The organism is Metabacillus sp. RB-C-LZQ-3-1, from assembly GCF_058315175.1.
The window spans coordinates 1-17,924 of record NZ_JBZFLI010000024.1; the positions used below are offsets into that span (position 1 = coordinate 1).

20 protein-coding genes are annotated in these 17,924 nt (G+C 35.0%); 19 read left to right on the top strand and 1 reads right to left on the bottom strand.

The window, feature by feature from the left end; all coding sequences use genetic code 11:
- Window positions 1-301: 301 nt before the first annotated feature.
- From AC4GZ8_RS23310 to rsmI, 11 genes are all read left to right on the top strand, one after another.
- Window positions 302-514 (top strand): sigma factor G inhibitor Gin, encoded by a 213-nt coding sequence (locus AC4GZ8_RS23310; RefSeq protein ID WP_491084327.1) that lies wholly within the window; start codon window positions 302-304, stop codon window positions 512-514.
- 213 nt (window positions 515-727) lie between these two features.
- A complete protein-coding gene (locus AC4GZ8_RS23315) occupies window positions 728-2,164 on the top strand; it encodes an aminotransferase class I/II-fold pyridoxal phosphate-dependent enzyme (protein ID WP_491084328.1) in 1,437 nt (478 codons plus the stop codon).
- A gap of 6 nt (window positions 2,165-2,170) precedes the next feature.
- Window positions 2,171-2,800, top strand: coding sequence for a dTMP kinase (gene tmk, locus AC4GZ8_RS23320; protein WP_491084277.1), 630 nt, complete (start codon window positions 2,171-2,173; stop codon window positions 2,798-2,800).
- A gap of 230 nt (window positions 2,801-3,030) precedes the next feature.
- On the top strand, window positions 3,031-3,360 hold the full coding sequence (gene darA / locus AC4GZ8_RS23325; protein WP_026562442.1) for a cyclic di-AMP receptor DarA: 330 nt from the start codon (window positions 3,031-3,033) through the stop codon (window positions 3,358-3,360).
- Window positions 3,361-3,400: 40 nt separating this feature from the next.
- A complete protein-coding gene (locus AC4GZ8_RS23330) occupies window positions 3,401-3,841 on the top strand; it encodes a YaaR family protein (protein ID WP_491084278.1) in 441 nt (146 codons plus the stop codon).
- Between the two features lie 12 nt (window positions 3,842-3,853).
- Window positions 3,854-4,846: a DNA polymerase III subunit delta' gene (gene holB / locus AC4GZ8_RS23335; protein ID WP_491084279.1), complete on the top strand. Its 993-nt coding sequence runs from the start codon at window positions 3,854-3,856 to the stop codon at window positions 4,844-4,846.
- A 2-nt stretch (window positions 4,847-4,848) separates the two neighbouring features.
- Complete coding sequence (gene ricT, locus AC4GZ8_RS23340) at window positions 4,849-5,676, top strand: competence/sporulation regulator complex protein RicT (protein ID WP_491084280.1); 828 nt, start codon at window positions 4,849-4,851, stop codon at window positions 5,674-5,676.
- Between the two features lie 13 nt (window positions 5,677-5,689).
- Window positions 5,690-6,067, top strand: a complete 378-nt coding sequence (gene yabA, locus AC4GZ8_RS23345; RefSeq protein WP_491084281.1) for a DNA replication initiation control protein YabA — start codon at window positions 5,690-5,692, stop codon at window positions 6,065-6,067.
- 278 nt (window positions 6,068-6,345) lie between these two features.
- A complete protein-coding gene (locus tag AC4GZ8_RS23350; RefSeq protein WP_491084282.1) occupies window positions 6,346-7,101 on the top strand; it encodes a tRNA1(Val) (adenine(37)-N6)-methyltransferase in 756 nt (251 codons plus the stop codon).
- Between the two features lie 31 nt (window positions 7,102-7,132).
- Window positions 7,133-7,387 (top strand): GIY-YIG nuclease family protein, encoded by a 255-nt coding sequence (locus tag AC4GZ8_RS23355; RefSeq protein ID WP_491084283.1) that lies wholly within the window; start codon window positions 7,133-7,135, stop codon window positions 7,385-7,387.
- 7 nt (window positions 7,388-7,394) lie between these two features.
- Window positions 7,395-8,273 (top strand): 16S rRNA (cytidine(1402)-2'-O)-methyltransferase, encoded by an 879-nt coding sequence (gene rsmI / locus AC4GZ8_RS23360; RefSeq protein WP_491084284.1) that lies wholly within the window; start codon window positions 7,395-7,397, stop codon window positions 8,271-8,273.
- Between the two features lie 40 nt (window positions 8,274-8,313).
- Here the strand turns inward: rsmI and abrB are convergent, their stop codons facing one another.
- Window positions 8,314-8,595, bottom strand: a complete 282-nt coding sequence (gene abrB, locus AC4GZ8_RS23365; protein WP_491084285.1) for a transition state genes transcriptional regulator AbrB — start codon at window positions 8,593-8,595, stop codon at window positions 8,314-8,316.
- Window positions 8,596-9,423: 828 nt separating this feature from the next.
- Between abrB and metG the strand changes: the two genes are divergently transcribed.
- The 8 genes from metG to AC4GZ8_RS23405 all read left to right on the top strand — a co-directional run bounded on the left by metG (window position 9,424) and on the right by AC4GZ8_RS23405 (window position 17,767).
- Window positions 9,424-11,412: a methionine--tRNA ligase gene (gene metG, locus AC4GZ8_RS23370; protein WP_491084286.1), complete on the top strand. Its 1,989-nt coding sequence runs from the start codon at window positions 9,424-9,426 to the stop codon at window positions 11,410-11,412.
- A 155-nt stretch (window positions 11,413-11,567) separates the two neighbouring features.
- Window positions 11,568-12,338 (top strand): TatD family hydrolase, encoded by a 771-nt coding sequence (locus AC4GZ8_RS23375; RefSeq protein WP_491084287.1) that lies wholly within the window; start codon window positions 11,568-11,570, stop codon window positions 12,336-12,338.
- A 241-nt stretch (window positions 12,339-12,579) separates the two neighbouring features.
- Window positions 12,580-13,773 (top strand): ubiquitin-like domain-containing protein, encoded by a 1,194-nt coding sequence (locus AC4GZ8_RS23380; RefSeq protein ID WP_491084288.1) that lies wholly within the window; start codon window positions 12,580-12,582, stop codon window positions 13,771-13,773.
- A 302-nt stretch (window positions 13,774-14,075) separates the two neighbouring features.
- Window positions 14,076-14,633, top strand: coding sequence for a ribonuclease M5 (rnmV, locus tag AC4GZ8_RS23385; RefSeq protein WP_491084289.1), 558 nt, complete (start codon window positions 14,076-14,078; stop codon window positions 14,631-14,633).
- Entirely contained in the window at window positions 14,633-15,514 is an 882-nt protein-coding gene (gene rsmA, locus AC4GZ8_RS23390) for a 16S rRNA (adenine(1518)-N(6)/adenine(1519)-N(6))-dimethyltransferase RsmA (RefSeq protein WP_491084290.1), read from the top strand. Before rnmV ends, rsmA begins: the two co-directional genes overlap by 1 nt.
- 190 nt (window positions 15,515-15,704) lie before the next feature.
- On the top strand, window positions 15,705-16,586 hold the full coding sequence (gene yabG, locus AC4GZ8_RS23395; protein WP_491084291.1) for a sporulation peptidase YabG: 882 nt from the start codon (window positions 15,705-15,707) through the stop codon (window positions 16,584-16,586).
- 575 nt (window positions 16,587-17,161) lie between these two features.
- Complete coding sequence (veg, locus tag AC4GZ8_RS23400) at window positions 17,162-17,431, top strand: biofilm formation stimulator Veg (protein WP_026562427.1); 270 nt, start codon at window positions 17,162-17,164, stop codon at window positions 17,429-17,431.
- Window positions 17,432-17,587: 156 nt separating this feature from the next.
- Window positions 17,588-17,767 (top strand): small, acid-soluble spore protein, alpha/beta type, encoded by a 180-nt coding sequence (locus AC4GZ8_RS23405; RefSeq protein ID WP_491084292.1) that lies wholly within the window; start codon window positions 17,588-17,590, stop codon window positions 17,765-17,767.
- The last annotated feature ends 157 nt before the right edge of the window (window positions 17,768-17,924 follow it).

The window sequence follows — 17,924 nt, forward strand, 5'->3', positions numbered from 1 at the left end:
TGAAAGAACGCATATACCGATGATACCAGATGGTATGGTATGGTAAGAAAAAACTCAAGTATGGAAGATACTAAACAGAAGGGTAGAAAAATAATCATGGGATATAGCCTGAGCAGTGGAGGGAAAGCGCCAGTGTGTGGGGAGAATACCATCACCAAGTTAATAATCAATTAGGTGCTACATATAGGGAGAATAAACAAGCACGAAATAAAAATCGAGGCATATTGTAATTGAAATTAATTTATTTAAATTCAAAATTGTGTATACAATAATACTTTTTGGTAAGAATAAAAGTATGGAGGTGGAGATTTTGAATTCAAGCAGTACGCAAAAGTCTCTTGGGGAAACGTGTATTATATGTGATAAGAAAAAAGATACAGGAATTCATCTTTATACAAGTTTTATTTGTATAGAATGTGAGAAAGAAATGACAAGTACGCAAACGTCTGATCCTAAATATCAATATTACTTAGAAAAGTTAAGAATAGTTAAAAACTCACCACTTTATTCATAAATCCTAAGGCTGATTAAAATCAGTCTTTTTTTTATAAAAAATCATTTTTATGATACACAAGGATACTCTTAATATATCAAAAAAATTACCTGGTCTTACAAAAAAGCAGTAAAACTATTCTATAGTTTATACTATATGATGAATCTATATATACTCAGTAAGTTAGATATTGTTATAATGATTTTAACCATAAAAAAGGACGTTGATTTCATGATGGAAACGCCTCTTTATTCTGCTTTATTAAAACATGCTAAAGATGACCCTTTATCTTTACATGTACCTGGACATAAAAATGGAGCAGTTTTTTTAAAAGAAGCAAAACATCTCTATAAAGATATTTTACATATAGATGTGACAGAATTAACAGGGTTAGATGATTTACACCACCCACAGGATGTCATCCTAAAAGCACAACAGCTTACAGCAAACTTATATGGAGTTAGACATTCATATTTTTTAGTAAATGGTTCAACTGTTGGGAATTTAGCAATGATTTTATCAACCTGCCAGGAAGGTGATGAGGTGCTAGTTCAGCGAAATTCTCATAAATCCATTATGAATGGGTTACAGCTTGCTGGAGTGAAACCGATCTTTTTAGCACCCAAATTAGATGCAGAGTATCGTGTTCCAAGTTATATTGAATTTGAAACGATAAAAAAGGCAATAACTCTCTTCCCAAATGCAAAAGTGCTAATTTTAACGAATCCGAACTATTATGGTCTATCCGTCAATCTAAAAGAGATCATTGCATATGCACACGAACATGGAATTCCAGTGCTTGTTGATGAAGCACATGGAGCTCACTTTATTATCGGTGATAGGTTTCCTTTATCTGCTGTTGAGGCTGGTGCGGATATTGTCATTCATTCAGCACATAAAACTTTACCAGCGATGACAATGGGCTCGTTCCTACATCTTAACAGTGACTATATTAATCAAGAAACAGTAGAAACCTATCTTTCTATGCTTCAAAGTAGTAGTCCATCTTATCCAATCATGGCTTCTTTAGATTTAGCACGTGCCTATTTAAAGGAAATAATCGAAGAAAAGAAACAGGAAGATATTATTGAATCAGTCCAAACGGTTAAAGCATACCTGGACTCTATAAGGGGCATAGAGGTTATTGAATCAAGTGATCCGCTTGTTCAAAGCGATCCATTAAAGCTAACAATAAGATCGACAAATACATTATCAGGCTATCAATTACAAGAGATTTTTGAAGCAAATAATATCTTTGTAGAGTTAGCCAATTCTGACCATTGTTTATGTATATTACCACTTGCTGCTAGTACTTATATAATAAATAAGTTTAAAAATATTAGTTTTGATATGGAAAGACCTGAACTTGAAAGACAAGAACAATTTAAGTTATTGGAACAGGAAGAGGAAAGTATACAATCTTTAGATATTCCTTACTCACAGATAAAAAAATATAAAAAAAGGATAGTGGAATTAGATGAAGCAGCCGGTTACTATTCTGCAGAAGCTATTATTCCATATCCCCCTGGAATTCCTCTTATTATGGTCGGTGAAAAAATATCAACTGATTTAATTCAAAAGATAAAAGAGATGCTTGAATTGGGTGTAAACATTCAAGGAGACAATCATATTAAGAACGGGAAATTAAGTATATTTATGAATAGAAGGTGAATCTTTTTGAAGGGTAAATTTATCACATTTGAAGGGCCGGAGGGAGCAGGAAAAACCTCTGTGCTTGAAATGTTAATGAAAGAATTAAATGGAACAAAGAAGGAAATAGTTTTCACAAGAGAACCAGGTGGAATACACATTTCTGAAAAAATACGTGAAGTCATTTTGAATAAAGAACATACTGAGATGGATCCGCGAACAGAGGCATTATTATATGCGGCAGCAAGAAGACAACATCTCGTGGAAAGAGTTGTTCCCGCAATAGAGAATGGAAAAATCGTCTTTTGCGATCGTTTTATCGATAGTTCCCTTGCATACCAAGGGTATGCAAGGGGATTAGGAATAAAAGAAGTATTATCAATAAATGAGTTTGCTATTAATGGAGTGATGCCAGATCTAACATTTTATTTTAAAATAGATCCAAAGATTGGCTTACAAAGGATTACAAAGAGTTCAGAACGAGAGAAGAACCGCCTTGACTTAGAGGACTTATCATTCCATCAAAAAGTCCAGGAAGGGTATGAACAAGTAATCAGCATGTTTCCTGATAGAATTATTATCATTGATGCTGAAAAATCGCTTGAGGAAGTTGTAGAAGATGTGAAGGTTACATTAAAAAAAGTGATTTCTTTTTAAGAATAACAAAATTTATAAGTTTTGTTTGTTCAGCTCCGAAGCACAGGATGTGCAAGTGCAGTCGTTGGGACAGGACGTCGCGTAAGTTACTACCTTCGAGGTTATACTTACTTGCCCTAGGCTGGTCAAGGCGCTTGCGCTTTTCTTATTTTACGTTAACATAAAATTACCATTAAACGTGCAATGATTCACTTAATTGAACATGTTACAATAAAAGGAGGCTTCTTTATATGAAGTTAATTATTGTGGTTGTACAAGATCAAGATAGTAACAAATTATTGAATGCCCTTACTGAGCATAATTTCCGCGTTACTAAATTATCAAGTTCAGGTGGATTTTTAAAATCTGGCAATACAACATTTATGATAGGGACAGAAGATATACGGGTGGATAAGGCTTTGCAAATCATTAAGGATAATTGTAAATCAAGAGATCAGCTTGTTGCTCCTGTATCACCAATGGGTGGTAATGCTGATTCTTTTATTCCATATCCTGTTGAAGTTGAGGTAGGCGGAGCAACTGTATTTGTTCTTCCTGTCGAGCAGTTTCATCAATTTTAATAAAATCATCTAAATGGCGTTTATGCCATGGAGGTAAGGGATGAAAATTAGTCAAGATATTAGATCAATGATGGACAAGAGGGGATTGGAGCAAAAGGTCGCTCAAGCGTCTACAAAAGGATTCCATGATTTAATCGTTAAACAAGGAAGCAAGCTTCAACATGAACAGCTGAATAAATTGTTAGTGGATATTGATAGTGCTGGACGAAGATTAGCAAAGTCCAGAAACTTCAGTGACCTTTCAAAATATAAGCTTTTAGTGAAGAAATTTATTCATGAAGCTGTTGAATTCGGCATGAATATGAAACAATCAAGAAGCTGGGATTTTAATGGGAATAGTCGATCATTAAAAATAATTGAGCTGGTTGATGAATCACTTGTACAGTTAGCAGATGAGATTGTTAGCAAGGAAAATTCGACGATAGATATTCTTGCAAAAATAGGTGAGGTTAAGGGATTACTTATTAACCTTTATACGTAGAGAGTGAAGAGTATGACAAAAAATTGGAATACATTAAGTTCATATCAGCCGAGGGTTATGAAGCTATTAACGAATAGTATCATGAAGGACCGGCTGGCACATGCCTACCTTTTTGAGGGAAAAAAAGGTACAGGTAAAAAAGAAGTGGGGATTCTTTTAGCAAAAAGCTTCTTTTGTGAAAATCTTCAAAACTATGAGCCCTGTGAAAATTGCAGAAATTGCAAAAGAATACAATCGGGTAATCATCCGGATGTACACCTTGTAGAACCTGACGGGCTTTCTATTAAAAAAGGACAAATTCAGGCGCTGCAAGAGGAATTTTCAAAGTCAGGGGTAGAATCGAATAAAAAACTTTATATGATTGTTCACGCAGATAAAATGACAGTAAATGCAGCAAACAGCCTGCTTAAGTTTTTAGAAGAACCAAATGCCAATACAATTGCAATTCTTATAACTGAACAGTATCATAAAATGTTGAATACAATTCTATCTAGATGTCAGTTGCTATCCTTCCAGCCATTGCAGCCAAAAGCAATTGAACAAACATTGATAAATTCTGATATACCACCACATATTGCTTCATTAGTGTCACAATTAACGAACGACACAGAGGCGGCTTTTGACATGTCAAAAGATGATTGGTTTGCGCAGGCTAGATTGAAAGTGATAAAATTATATGAAATCCTCACCACTCGGAAAGGACAGGCACCTTTGTATATACACACTGAGTGGATGAATTATTTTAACGATAAGGAAAAACAAGAAACAGGGTTAGACTTGTTATTATATATATATAAGGATGTCTTATCTGTTCAATTAGGAAATGATGAACATGTGATCTATCAGGACATCATTCAGCAAATTAAACAGCATGCCCTTCAAATAACTCAAAGAAGTGTGACTGAGAAGGTAACTTCTATATTAGAAGCTAAGAAACGGCTTCATGCCAATGTAAATCCACAATTATTAATGGAACAATTGGTTTTAACATTGCAGGAGGGATAAGTTTGTATAATGTTGTAGGAGTTCGCTTTAAAAAAGCGGGCAAAATATATTATTTCGACCCAAATGGTCTTCAAATAGAGGATGACGCTTTTGTCATAGTGGAAACAATAAGAGGGATTGAGTATGGTAAAGTCGTCTTAAATAATAAAAAAGTGGAGGAAAACGATGTTGTTCTACCTCTGAAAAAAGTTATTCGTTTGGCTGATGAAAAGGATCGGTTAATGGTTCAAGAAAATCAGGAGGCTGCATCTGAAGCATATCATGTGTGCCAGAAAAAGGTTTCAGAGCATGGTCTTGATATGAAGCTCGTTGATGTAGAATATACATTTGATCGAAACAAAGTCATTTTCTATTTTACAGCAGATGGGCGTGTTGACTTTAGAGAGCTTGTCAAAGATTTAGCTGCGATTTTTAAAACAAGGATAGAGCTTCGCCAAATCGGTGTTCGGGATGAAGCAAAAATGCTGGGTGGTATAGGCCCTTGTGGCCGTATGTTATGTTGCTCTACATTCCTTGGAGATTTTGAACCTGTATCAATAAAGATGGCAAAGGACCAAAATTTATCGTTAAATCCAACGAAAATTTCGGGTTTATGTGGAAGATTAATGTGTTGTCTGAAGTATGAGAATGATGAATATGAATCTGCCAAAGAACAACTTCCTGATTTAGGAGAAATGATTGGGACTCCTAATGGGTTAGGAAAAGTGGTCGGTTTAAATATATTAGAAAAGATTCTACAGGTAAACCTTGTGGAGCAAGAACGCGTGGTTGAATACACTTGGGATGAATTGCAGAAAGAAGGCGTAGTTCCAATGCAATCCACAGATTGATGAGGTGGAACAAGTGGATAAAAAGGAAATATTTGAATCTGTTAGTAGTATGGAGGAACAAATAGGATCTTTATATACTCAATTAGGTGAACTTAAGCAACATTTAGGAGAACTCATTGAAGAAAATCATCACTTACAAATCGAAAATGAGAACCTTCGCCGAAGATTAGATTCAACAATGACTGATACGAAAAGCTCAACAAAAATAAAAAAGACAAAGGCGAAGGATAAACAGCAAAAGAAGCCAAATCAGCAGGTTGATATAGGTGAGGGGTACGATAATTTAGCGAGGCTTTATCAAGAAGGCTTTCATATATGTAATCTACATTATGGAAGTATTCGTAAAGATGGAGATTGTTTATTTTGCTTATCATTCCTAAATAAGAAATAATAGAACTGACTCATACTGGTTGTGTCCAAAAAGACCGAAACCGCATGTTATGTGTCAGTCTTTTTTTGCCATTTAGTGATTGCGCTTTTGTTAAAGGTAAGAAAGTATGAAATTTATTTTATACTTAGTTTAGGTGTCTAGCTCCAGCGCCTAGCCCCCGAGGTCATAAGCCAATCTGGAATTGAAGGCAAAGAACACCTTCTATTCCAAATCGTCTTATTTGCTCTAGGCTGGTCAAGGCGCTTGCGCTTTTCTAATTGTTAAAGGAGAAAAGAACTATGGTTAAGTTAATTGGAGATGAGAGGTTAGATTATTTATTAGCTGAGAATTTAAGAATTATCCAAAGTCCGTCAGTTTTTTCTTTTTCATTAGATGCCGTGTTATTATCCAGATTTGCTTATATGCCTATTCAAAAGGGGAATATAATTGATCTATGTACAGGAAATGGTATTGTTCCGCTTATTCTTAGTACAAGAACAAAAGGCAATATTATTGGTGTTGAAATTCAAGAAAGACTCTACAATATGGCGGTCAGAAGTGTCCAATATAACAGGTTGGACCAACAAATTAAGCTTATTCACGCTGATTTAAAGGATATGCCAAAGGAATTAGGACTTGGGAAATTTGATGTAGTTACTTGTAATCCACCTTATTTCAAAACACCGCAGAAAGATAAACAAAATATCAATGAACATTTGGCGATTGCGAGACATGAAATTCTATGTACATTAGAAGATGTTATCAGGGTTAGCAGTCAGCTTGTCAAGCAAGGTGGAAAGGTTGCTATTGTTCATAGACCAGGACGATTAGTTGATCTTGTTGAGTTCATGAGGAAATATGGAATTGAGCCAAAAAGATTGCAATTTGTCTATCCAAAGCAAGGAAAAGAAGCGAATACGGTCTTAATTGAAGGAATTAAAGGAGGCCAAGCGGATTTAAAATTACTGCCTCCTATCTTTGTATATGACGAGAATCACGAGTATACACCAGTTATTAGAGAGATTTTATATGGAAAAGAAGAGGATAATGATTAAAAGGGCACCAATATATGTAGGAGTAGAATAGATGGAAAAAGAGGCTCACTATTTTTATGTATTAGAGTGTAGTGATGGAAGCTACTATGCCGGCTATACAGTAGATATCGAAAGACGTTTGCATAATCATAACAGTGGGAAAGGGGCAAAATATACAAGAGGGAGAACCCCTGTAAAACTTTTATACTCTGAAAAATTTGATTCGAAAAGTGAAGCATTAAGAATGGAAATCAAGTTCAAAAAGTTCTCAAAGAAAAAGAAACAAATGTATATAGAAGGCAGGTGAAAGGAATATGCTACATACCCAAAAAAGCTTTGTTCTGGATGGAAATGATGTAGGGGATTTATATTTGGTGCCAACACCAATTGGTAATTTAGAAGATATGACCTTTCGAGCGATTAAGGTTTTGAAGGAAGTGGACCTTATTGCTGCGGAAGATACGCGTCAATCCAAAAAATTATGTAACCACTTTGAGATTGATACGCCTATCTTTAGTTATCATGAACATAATAAAGAGACAAGTGGGCAAAAGATCATTGAGTATTTACAGCAAAATAAGAGTGTTGCTTTAATCAGTGATGCGGGAATGCCGACAATATCAGATCCTGGAAGCGAACTAGTGCTGCAAGTGTTAGAATCAGGTGCAAAGGTTATCCCTTTACCAGGTGCTAATGCTGCGTTAACAGCGCTTATTGCTTCTGGAATTACACCACAGCCCTTTTATTTTTTCGGATTTTTAGATCGCCAAAAGAAAGAAAAAAGAAACCAATTAACTGCATTAAGTACTCGGAAAGAAACATTTATTTTATATGAGTCACCACATCGTCTAAAAGAAACACTTCAATTAATGCTTGAAAGCTTAGGGAATCGTTCCATTTGTTTATCGAGAGAATTGACGAAGAAGTTTGAGGAATTTATTAGAGGGAATATTGAAGATATCATAGCATGGTCTGAAAACAATGAAATTCGTGGGGAATTTTGTATTATTGTTGAAGGATCAAAAGAAGAATTAATAGATGATAAAGATATTTGGTGGGATGCATTAGGTGTGAAAGAACATGTTGAATACTACATAAATGAGGGGTTATCCTCAAAAGAGGCTATAAAAAAGGTAGCTACAGATCGAAATGTTCAAAAAAGAGATATTTACCAGGCATACCATATAGAATAATTTTTAAACAAAAAAGGGATCAAAAATGATCCCTTAAAACTTACTTATTTACTAATTGATTTTTGATTTCAGCTAAAATTTGTTCTGCACCTTCGCGGCTTAAAACTAATTTACCATTAGCTAAAGCAAGGTTATCATCAGAAACTTCACCAGTAATTTGGCAAGTCATATTTGGTTTGTATTTTTTAAGGATAATTTTATCATCATCAACGTAGATTTCTAAAGCATCCTTTTCAGCAATACCTAAAGTACGGCGTAATTCAATAGGAATAACCACACGACCTAATTCATCAACTTTACGTACAATTCCAGTAGATTTCATAATTTTAAGTAATCTCCTCTCAATTATATATATATTTATATTTTTTTATTATACTTCGTCAATATTCGACAAAATCTTTGCTTTTTTAAGCATATCAGTGTTTCCAATAAACGTCAATCATTTTTATTGTTTTTTCCATGTAAAAAAATAGGTGCTGTTATACAAACCTTAATATAAAAGGATTTCATTTATTAAATACCCATAAATTATGTATATAAAACCTATTAATGGAAAATAAAATATGTAAATCACATACTTTTTTTCAAAATATAACTAATATGAATTCGACATATACCCTTGTTTTTTCGACAAAGATTAAATCTATATGTCGAATCACAGAAATGTTAAAACTTTAGGTATATATTCTTGATATTAGAGGCTAAGATGGTATCATTAAGAGTATGAAAAAGTTTGAGATGGTTAGGTTAGTAAGGGATACTTATTGATCAATAATCTTAAGATTACATAATAGTACCTGAAGTACCTTTTGGACTAGGGTATTGAATAGCATAAAGGTTAATGGTTTCTTATCGCTCTCGTCCTTTGGGGCGAGGGCGTTTTTGATGACTTGCCGGGTACTTTTTCAAAAGGTAAGAAAGTATAAAATTTTATAAGTTTTAGTATCTAGCTCTAGGCGCCATCGGCGAAGAACAGGATGTGCAAGTGCAGTCATGGAGATTAACGTCGCGATTTTGACTGCCTCTAGGGTCTGGTCAATATGAATTGATGGCAAAGAATACTTTCTTTTCCTGCTAGCCTTATGCTTGTCGCCAAATGAAAAGCGCCTTGTGCTTTTCTAATTAATTGTTAGTTTGAGGAGGTTATACAATGGAAATTAATCAAAAGACATTTTATATTACAACTCCGATCTATTATCCGAGTGGAAAGTTACATATAGGACATGCCTATACGACCGTAGCAGGTGATGCAATGGCTCGTTATAAGCGTATGCGCGGCTTTGATGTTATGTATTTAACAGGTACAGATGAACACGGACAAAAAATTCAAAGAAAAGCGGAAGAAAGCAACATAACACCACAGGAATATGTTGATGGAATAGTATCGGGAATAAAAGATCTGTGGGAGAAAATGGATATATCATATGATGATTTCATTAGAACAACTGAAGATCGACATAAAGCAGTAGTAGAAAAAATCTTTGCTAAACTTGTTGAACAAGGTGATATTTATTTAGATGAATATGAAGGTTGGTATTCTGTTCCAGATGAAACCTTCTATACTGAGCTTCAGCTTGTTGACCCAATTAAAGAAAACGGGAAAATTGTTGGAGGGAAAAGCCCTGACAGTGGACATCCAGTTGAATTAGTTAAAGAAGAATCATATTTCTTTAAGATGAGTAAATATGCAGATAGACTTTTAGCGTTCTATGAAGAAAATCCAGAATTCATTCAACCTGAATCAAGGAAAAATGAAATGATTAATAACTTTATCAAACCTGGTCTGGAAGATTTAGCTGTATCACGAACAACTTTTGATTGGGGAATAAGAGTACCAGGAGATCCCAAGCATGTTATCTATGTTTGGATTGATGCCCTTTCAAACTATATTACTGCACTTGGATATGGGACTGAGCAGGATGAAAAATATAAAAAATACTGGCCGGCAAATGTCCATATTGTAGGGAAGGAAATTGTTCGTTTCCATACAATCTATTGGCCTATTATGCTGATGGCATTAGATTTACCGCTTCCAAAAAAAGTATTTGCTCATGGCTGGCTTTTAATGAAAGACGGTAAAATGTCAAAATCTAAAGGAAATGTAGTGGATCCGGTTACTTTGATTGATAAATATGGTTTAGATGCGCTTAGATATTATTTACTAAGAGAAGTACCTTTTGGTTCTGATGGAGTCTTTACTCCAGAAGGATTTATTGATCGAGTTAACTATGATTTAGCAAATGATTTAGGGAACCTGTTAAATCGAACTGTTGCTATGATCGACAAATATTTTGAGGGAAATATACCTTCATATAATGGAAGTCGCACAGAATTTGATGATCTACTTGTAAAGGCTTCACAGGAAACGATTAAAAAGTATGAAGAGGCAATGGAAAATATGGAATTCTCAATTGCACTTTCTTCATTATGGCAATTTATAAGTAGAACAAATAAATACATTGATGAAACTCAGCCTTGGGTATTAGCTAAAAATGAAGAAGATCGCGATAAATTGGCTTCCGTTATGGTTCACTTGGCTGAATCTTTACGAATTACAGCGGTTTTATTAAAGCCATTTTTAACTGAGACACCGAATAAAATCTTTACTCAATTAGGTATTCATAAAGAGGAGCTGCAAAGTTGGGATAGCCTTGAGTCTTTTGGTCAAATTGATCAATCAAAAGTAAACAAGCAGTCGCCAATCTTCCCAAGATTAGAAGTAGAGGAAGAAGTGAATTATATTAAAGAACAGATGAAATGTTCTGCTCCAGTTGTAGAAAAAGAGGAGAAAAAAGAAACTGCTCCCGAAGTAGGGGAAGAAATCACGATTGATGACTTCATGAAAGTTGAACTTAGGGTAGCAGAAGTTCTTCATGTAGAGCCAGTAAAAAAAGCTGATCGTTTGTTGAAAATTCAGTTAGATTTAGGTTATGAAAAAAGACAAGTTGTTTCTGGAATAGCGAAACATTATAAACCGGAGGAACTAGTAGGTAAAAAAGTTATCTGTGTAGTTAATCTGAAGCCAGTAAAACTTCGCGGTGAATTATCTCAAGGGATGATTTTAGCGGGATCGCAAGGAGATTTACTCTCTGTTGCAACAGTTGATTCAGATCTTCCGAATGGTTCAAGAGTAAAATAATGTTACCTGAGCGTCTTATTTAATAAATGAGACGCTCACTTTTTGTATGATAAGGAATTGGTGAAAGTTGACGAAAAACAAAATGTTTCACGTGTAACATTTTGTAAAACATGAATTGGTTTTGTCGAATATAATTGAAGAAAGAGGTATGAAAGATGCTTTTTGATACACACGCCCATTTAAATGCGATCCAATATGACGAGGATTTGGAAGAGGTAATTGAGAGAGCTAAATTGGAAAAAGTTACACATATTGTTGTAGTAGGATTTGATAAGGAAACAATTAAAAGAGCAATGGAACTTACAGAAAAGTATGACATGATCTATGCTGCAGTGGGGTGGCATCCTGTTGATGCAATCGATATGACAGATGAGGATTTGCAATGGATTAAAGAGCTGTCTTCACACCCAAAAGTAGTTGCGATAGGTGAAATGGGATTAGATTATTATTGGGATAAATCCCCAAAGGACAAACAAAAAGAGGTTTTTCGCAAACAAATTCAATTAGCTAAAGAAGTGAAACTCCCAATCATTATTCATAATCGTGATGCAACGGAAGATGTAGTCAACATCCTAAAAGAAGAAAATGCATATGAGGTAGGCGGCATTATGCATTGTTTCACTGGAAGTTTGGAGGTGGCTAAGCAATGTATGGATATGAACTTTTATATTTCATTTGGTGGACCTGTTACCTTTAAAAATGCAAAAAAACCAAAGGAAGTTGTAAAGGATATTCCAATAGACCGATTATTAATTGAGACAGACTGCCCTTATTTAACTCCACATCCATTTAGAGGAAAGCGGAATGAACCAAGTTATGTAAAGTATGTAGCGGAACAAATTGCTGAGCTAAGAGAAGTGAGTTTTGAAGAAATTGCTCAAAAAACATCCGACAATGCGATGAAGCTATTCGGCATAACTCGATAACGAATGTTGTCGAGTTATGCAAGAGCTTGTCCAGTTTTTGAAAAAATCATTCTGTTCTACATGTCTTAACTTCTTCATAGGATATCTTTGTCGATAACTCTTGCTTCACTTTTTCCAACTTTTTAAGCATAATTATGATTACGTTGGAAAAATGAGACAACGTCCAAAGGGTTGACAAGATGAGAGATACTCTATATAATCCACGAGGAAGAAGGAGGCGGTTTTCATTTTTAGTGAAAATATGAAAAAGCTGTTTTCCGAAAAAGTAATAAAAAACAAATTTGTCCTTACAGCTACTAGTTTAATAGTTTTAGGTTCTGGATCTGCATACGGTACATATGAGGCAACAAAAGACTCTGTCTTATTGACCGTAAACGGAAAAGAAGAAACAGTCCGTACACATGCAAACACAGTTGAAGATTTACTAAAAGAAAGTGAAATAAATATTAGAAAAGAAGATGAAATATCACCTGCAATTAATAAAAAAATAAAAGATGATATGAAAATAACCTACAAAGCAGCAAAACCGATTAAAGTTGCAATGGGTGATGAACGAAGGACAATTTGGACAACAGCGGATACAGTTAAAGAACTGATACAACAAGAGAATATTGATGTCACTGAGCATGATCGAATTGAACCAGCTTTAGATACAGTAATAAAGAACGATTTGTCACTAACAATTGATAAAGCATTCCCAATTACCCTAAATGTTGGCGAAGAAGAAAAGCAACAAGTTTGGACTACTTCGACTACTGTCGCTGACTTTTTAAAGAATCAAGATGTTCAATTAAATGAATTAGATAAAGTTGAACCTGCTCTTACAGAAGAATTAACTAAACAGAGTAAGGTTACAGTAACCCGAATAGAAAAAGTCACCGATGTAGTGGAAGAACCGATCGCCTTCAATGTTGTAAAAAAGAAAGATGACAATATTGAAAAGGGCGTACAAAAAGTTATCAACTCAGGAAAAGAAGGTAAGCAAGAAAAGCATTATGAAGTAACACTTGAAAACGGCCAAGAAGTAGCAAGAAAACTATTAAAAACTGAAACAGTTCAAAAAAGTGAAGATCGAGTGGTTGCTTTAGGGACAAAAGTTGTCCAAACAAGTACAGCTTCGGTTTCCCGTGGAAATGATTCTGTCTCAAAAGAGTTTTATGTGAATTCAACTGCCTATACAGCACATTGTAATGGCTGTTCTGGAACCACTGCGACAGGAATGAACCTACGAGCGAATCCAAATGCAAAAGTTATTGCTGTTGACCCTAATGTTATTCCTTTAGGAACTAAGGTATATGTCGAGGGCTATGGATATGCAGTTGCTGCTGATACTGGTTCTGCTATTAAAGGGAACAAAATCGATGTGTTTTTATCATCAAAATCAGCTGCCTATCGATGGGGTTCGAAAAGAGTAAAAATTAAAATTTTAGAATAGATTTGACAGAGGATTTTAATCCTCTGTTTTTTATTTTAGTATCAGAATTTATAAGTTTTATCCTTAGTTTTTTGTGCCTAGCTCCAGGCGCCATCGGCTCTAGGGCCTAGATAAATAGGAATTGAAGGTAAAGGACACCATCTATTTCCTACTCTCCATATGCTTATCGCTGAATGCTAAGCGCCTTGCGCTTTTCTTAACCCACTTTTGTTCCTTTTAAAAGGAAGGTATACTGTTTATATCTCTCTATTACATATGACGTAATGACATGGGGAAAAGTTTCAACTTTTTTGGAGGAAATAATGAAAATAAAAGAAATTATCGTTGTTGAAGGAAAAGACGATACGACAGCTATAAAGAGAGCTGTTGATGCAGATACAATTGAGACAAATGGGTCATCAATAGGTGATAGTGTAATTGAACAAATTAAATTAGCCCAGCAAACACGAGGAGTCATTTTATTTACTGATCCTGATTTTCCCGGTGAAAAGATCCGAAAGACCATTTCAGACTTAGTTCCCGGCTGTAAGCATGCATTTTTACCAAAGGAAGAAGCAAGACCTAAAAGAGGGAGAGGAATAGGGGTTGAGCATGCTTCAATTGATGCAATCCGCCAAGCTCTTTCTGCAGTTAAGGAAGAAATGAAGGAGTTTACAAGCGAAATCTCTTTTGACGATTTGCTTGATGCTGGTTTAATAGGTGGAAGCAAAGCAAAGGATAGACGCGAAAAACTAGGCATACTTTTAAAAATTGGTTATACAAATGGAAAACAACTTCACAAAAGGTTGCAAATGTTTCAAATCTCTAGAGAAGACTATATAACAGCCATTAACAAAATCCTGCAGGAGGAAAACAAGTGATGATGAAGGATATAGCAACTCCAATACGAACGAAAGCCATCTTAGAAAAGTACGGGTTTTCGTTTAAAAAAAGCTTAGGTCAAAATTTCTTGATTGAGCCAAATGTTCTTTCTAGAATTGTTGATCATGCTGATGTAACTGATAAAACAGGTGTTATTGAGATTGGGCCAGGTATCGGAGCTCTAACTGAACAGCTTGCCCGAAGAGCGAAGCGTGTTGTTGCCTTTGAAATTGATCAACGTTTGCTTCCAATTCTTAATGAGACATTAGAGCCTTATAAAAATGTATCGATTATCCATCAAGATGTTTTAGAAGCAAATATACATAAAACGATTGAGGATTCGTTTCATGATTGTGAAGAGATCATGGTTGTAGCCAATTTGCCGTATTATGTTACAACACCAATTATTATGAAGCTTTTAGAGGATAAACTCCCTTTAAAGGGTATTGTTGTTATGCTTCAGAAGGAAGTAGCCGATCGAATATCAGCTGTTCCTTCAACAAAGGAATATGGATCTCTCTCAATTGCTGTACAATATTATACAGAAGCAAAAACGGTCATGACTGTACCAAAAACAGTCTTTGTACCACAGCCAAATGTTGATTCGGCTATCATCCGCTTATTAGTTAGAGATGAACCAATTGTCAAAGTGGAAGATGAGAATTTCTTCTTTCAAATAGTTCGGGCAAGTTTTGCTCAACGAAGAAAAACATTATTAAACAATCTTGTTCATTATCTACCTAATGGAAAAGAACAGAAGTTAAGCATTGAAGAGGCTCTTCTTGAAATTGGAATTGATGGCAAAAGAAGAGGGGAATCTCTTTCAATCGAAGAGTTTGCTAAGCTAAGTGATGTCTTAGCTAAAGTAGTGAATAAATAATCATAATCTAGGGATTAGCTCGTTGCGGGTAACCCTAGATTTTTTTGTTTTTCTTTAGAATATCACCAATTTTAAAAACCTACATAGGCTAGAAAAGGATCTATTTTATGAGGACCCTAGCCAAAAGGACCTGACGTTTTGTGTAAACTTGAGAGGACAACAGGTGAATCATTCATTGGAGTGATATATTATGCAAGTGAAAATTGGAGATGTTGTAGCGAGAAAATCATATAATCAAGATTTATTATTTCGTGTTATAGACGTAAAAATATCTGCTACCGGAGAGCAGGTAGCAATTTTATATGGTGATGAAGTAAGACTAATTGCAGATGCAGTGTGCAATGATTTAGTCGTCGTGGATGAGGCAGAAAAAAATACGAGAAAACAAAAAGAAAAAGAACGAATAGATCAATCATATTTTTTATTTCGACAGGACTACCAGCTACTTAGAGAAAAACAGGAATACTATGCAACTTCAAGCTATAGTCATAACGAGGAGTTTTTTCACATTCCGGGTAGAGTTCTTCATGTTGATGGAGATCCTCTTTATTTACAAAAGTGCCTCTCACTTTATGAAAAGATTGGAGTACCTGTAAATGGTGTCCATGTAAATGAAAAAGAAATGCCTGAAAAAATTACAGATCTTTTAACGCGGTATCGACCAGATATATTAGTTGTTACAGGACATGATGCTTATTCAAAGCATAAAGGAAGCATTGATGATATTAATGCTTATAGGCATTCTAAGCACTTTGTTCAAACCGTACGACAAGCACGAAATAAAGTTCCTCATCTTGATCAGCTAGTGATCTTTGCCGGAGCATGTCAGTCACATTTTGAATCACTTATCCGGGCAGGTGCTAATTTTGCAAGCTCTCCATCTAGAGTTAATATTCATGCACTAGACCCTGTTTATATCGTGGCAAAGATCAGCTTCACACCTTTTGTCGAGCGGATCAATGTATGGGATGTTTTACGAAACACCCTCACAAGGGAAAAGGGACTTGGAGGGGTTGAAACAAGAGGAGTCCTTAGAACAGGTATGCCGTATAGAAAGCCAACAAGTCAATGAGTTATAGCCGCTTACGTTTTAAGTATGTAAGTGGCTATTTTTTATACTAAGAAAGTATAAATTGGCAGCGAGGGGGATATTCGAGCGCGTGGTGACATTTAATGTATGGAGCATAAGGGCAACTAGGACTCTATCTTCGCCCTTTACATGCCCGCCAATTGCCAGGTTTTCTTTATCCTAAAATGAAACATAAAAATCCCATTCTGAAACGATCGAGACTTTTCTATGTTTAAATGAAAAATTTCATCTGCTGTTTTCGACTAAATTTTAGTTGTTTTAACTGGTTTCCATCTTTTACATGAAAAGAAAATATTCATTATTTTCATATTTTCTCGGTTTTTTCCCCTATTAAATACTTGCTTTATATTATAAAAATGAACATTCATACCTAAAAAATAAAAAACATTCATTATTCTTACATAAAAGCGATGAGATTCGTTTAAACTATGAGGGTCAAATGAGAATTTTGTTGAAAATATTTTATTGACAGTGATGAAAAGATACTGTTATAATTTAAATTTTATTTGACTTACATAGGCGAAAGGTTGTATAATAATCTTAGTGAGGTGGATGCAATGGGAAAAACTCTAACGGATATTAAAAAATCCTTGGATGGTAATCTTGGCAGACGACTAACTCTTAAAGCTAATGGTGGTCGTAGAAAAACGATAGAACGCTGTGGTGTACTAGCAGAAACCTATCCATCTGTCTTTGTTATTGAGCTTGATCAAGATGAAAACTCGTTTGAACGTGTATCTTACAGCTATGCCGATGTTTTAACTGAAACAGTACAACTTACATTTTTTGAAGATACAACAGGATCTTTTGCAGTTAGTGGACAGTAAACAGCACATGTTTACTGTTTTTTCTTTGTCTAAAAACCGAAGTGAATGACATATTTACATACCTTCTTTTATTTATACAAATACTAAATATGCCGCAGTACTTTTTCTGTTTTGGAAACTCTAAGCTTATCCTTTGAAGGGAAGTGTGTTTGCTTTATGGCGAGACGTCGTGGAATAATGTCTGAGAGCTTTAAATATGAATTAGCAAAAGACCTAGGATTTTACGATACCGTGAAGGAAGAAGGCTGGGGAGCAATTCGCTCACGCGATGCAGGAAATATGGTTAAGCGGGCGATTGAATTAGCTGAGGCACAGCTTGCCCAACAACATAAATAAAGAATAGATAGCGGCAATAGGTTGGCTTAAATTCATTCATTTTTTGGATGATATTTAGCCAGCCTTTTTTTATGTTGAAAACTTAATCACCGTGTTTTCTAGACTATTTACCCCTAAAAAGAATAAAATACCCGGATTATGATAAGAAATGAACAGA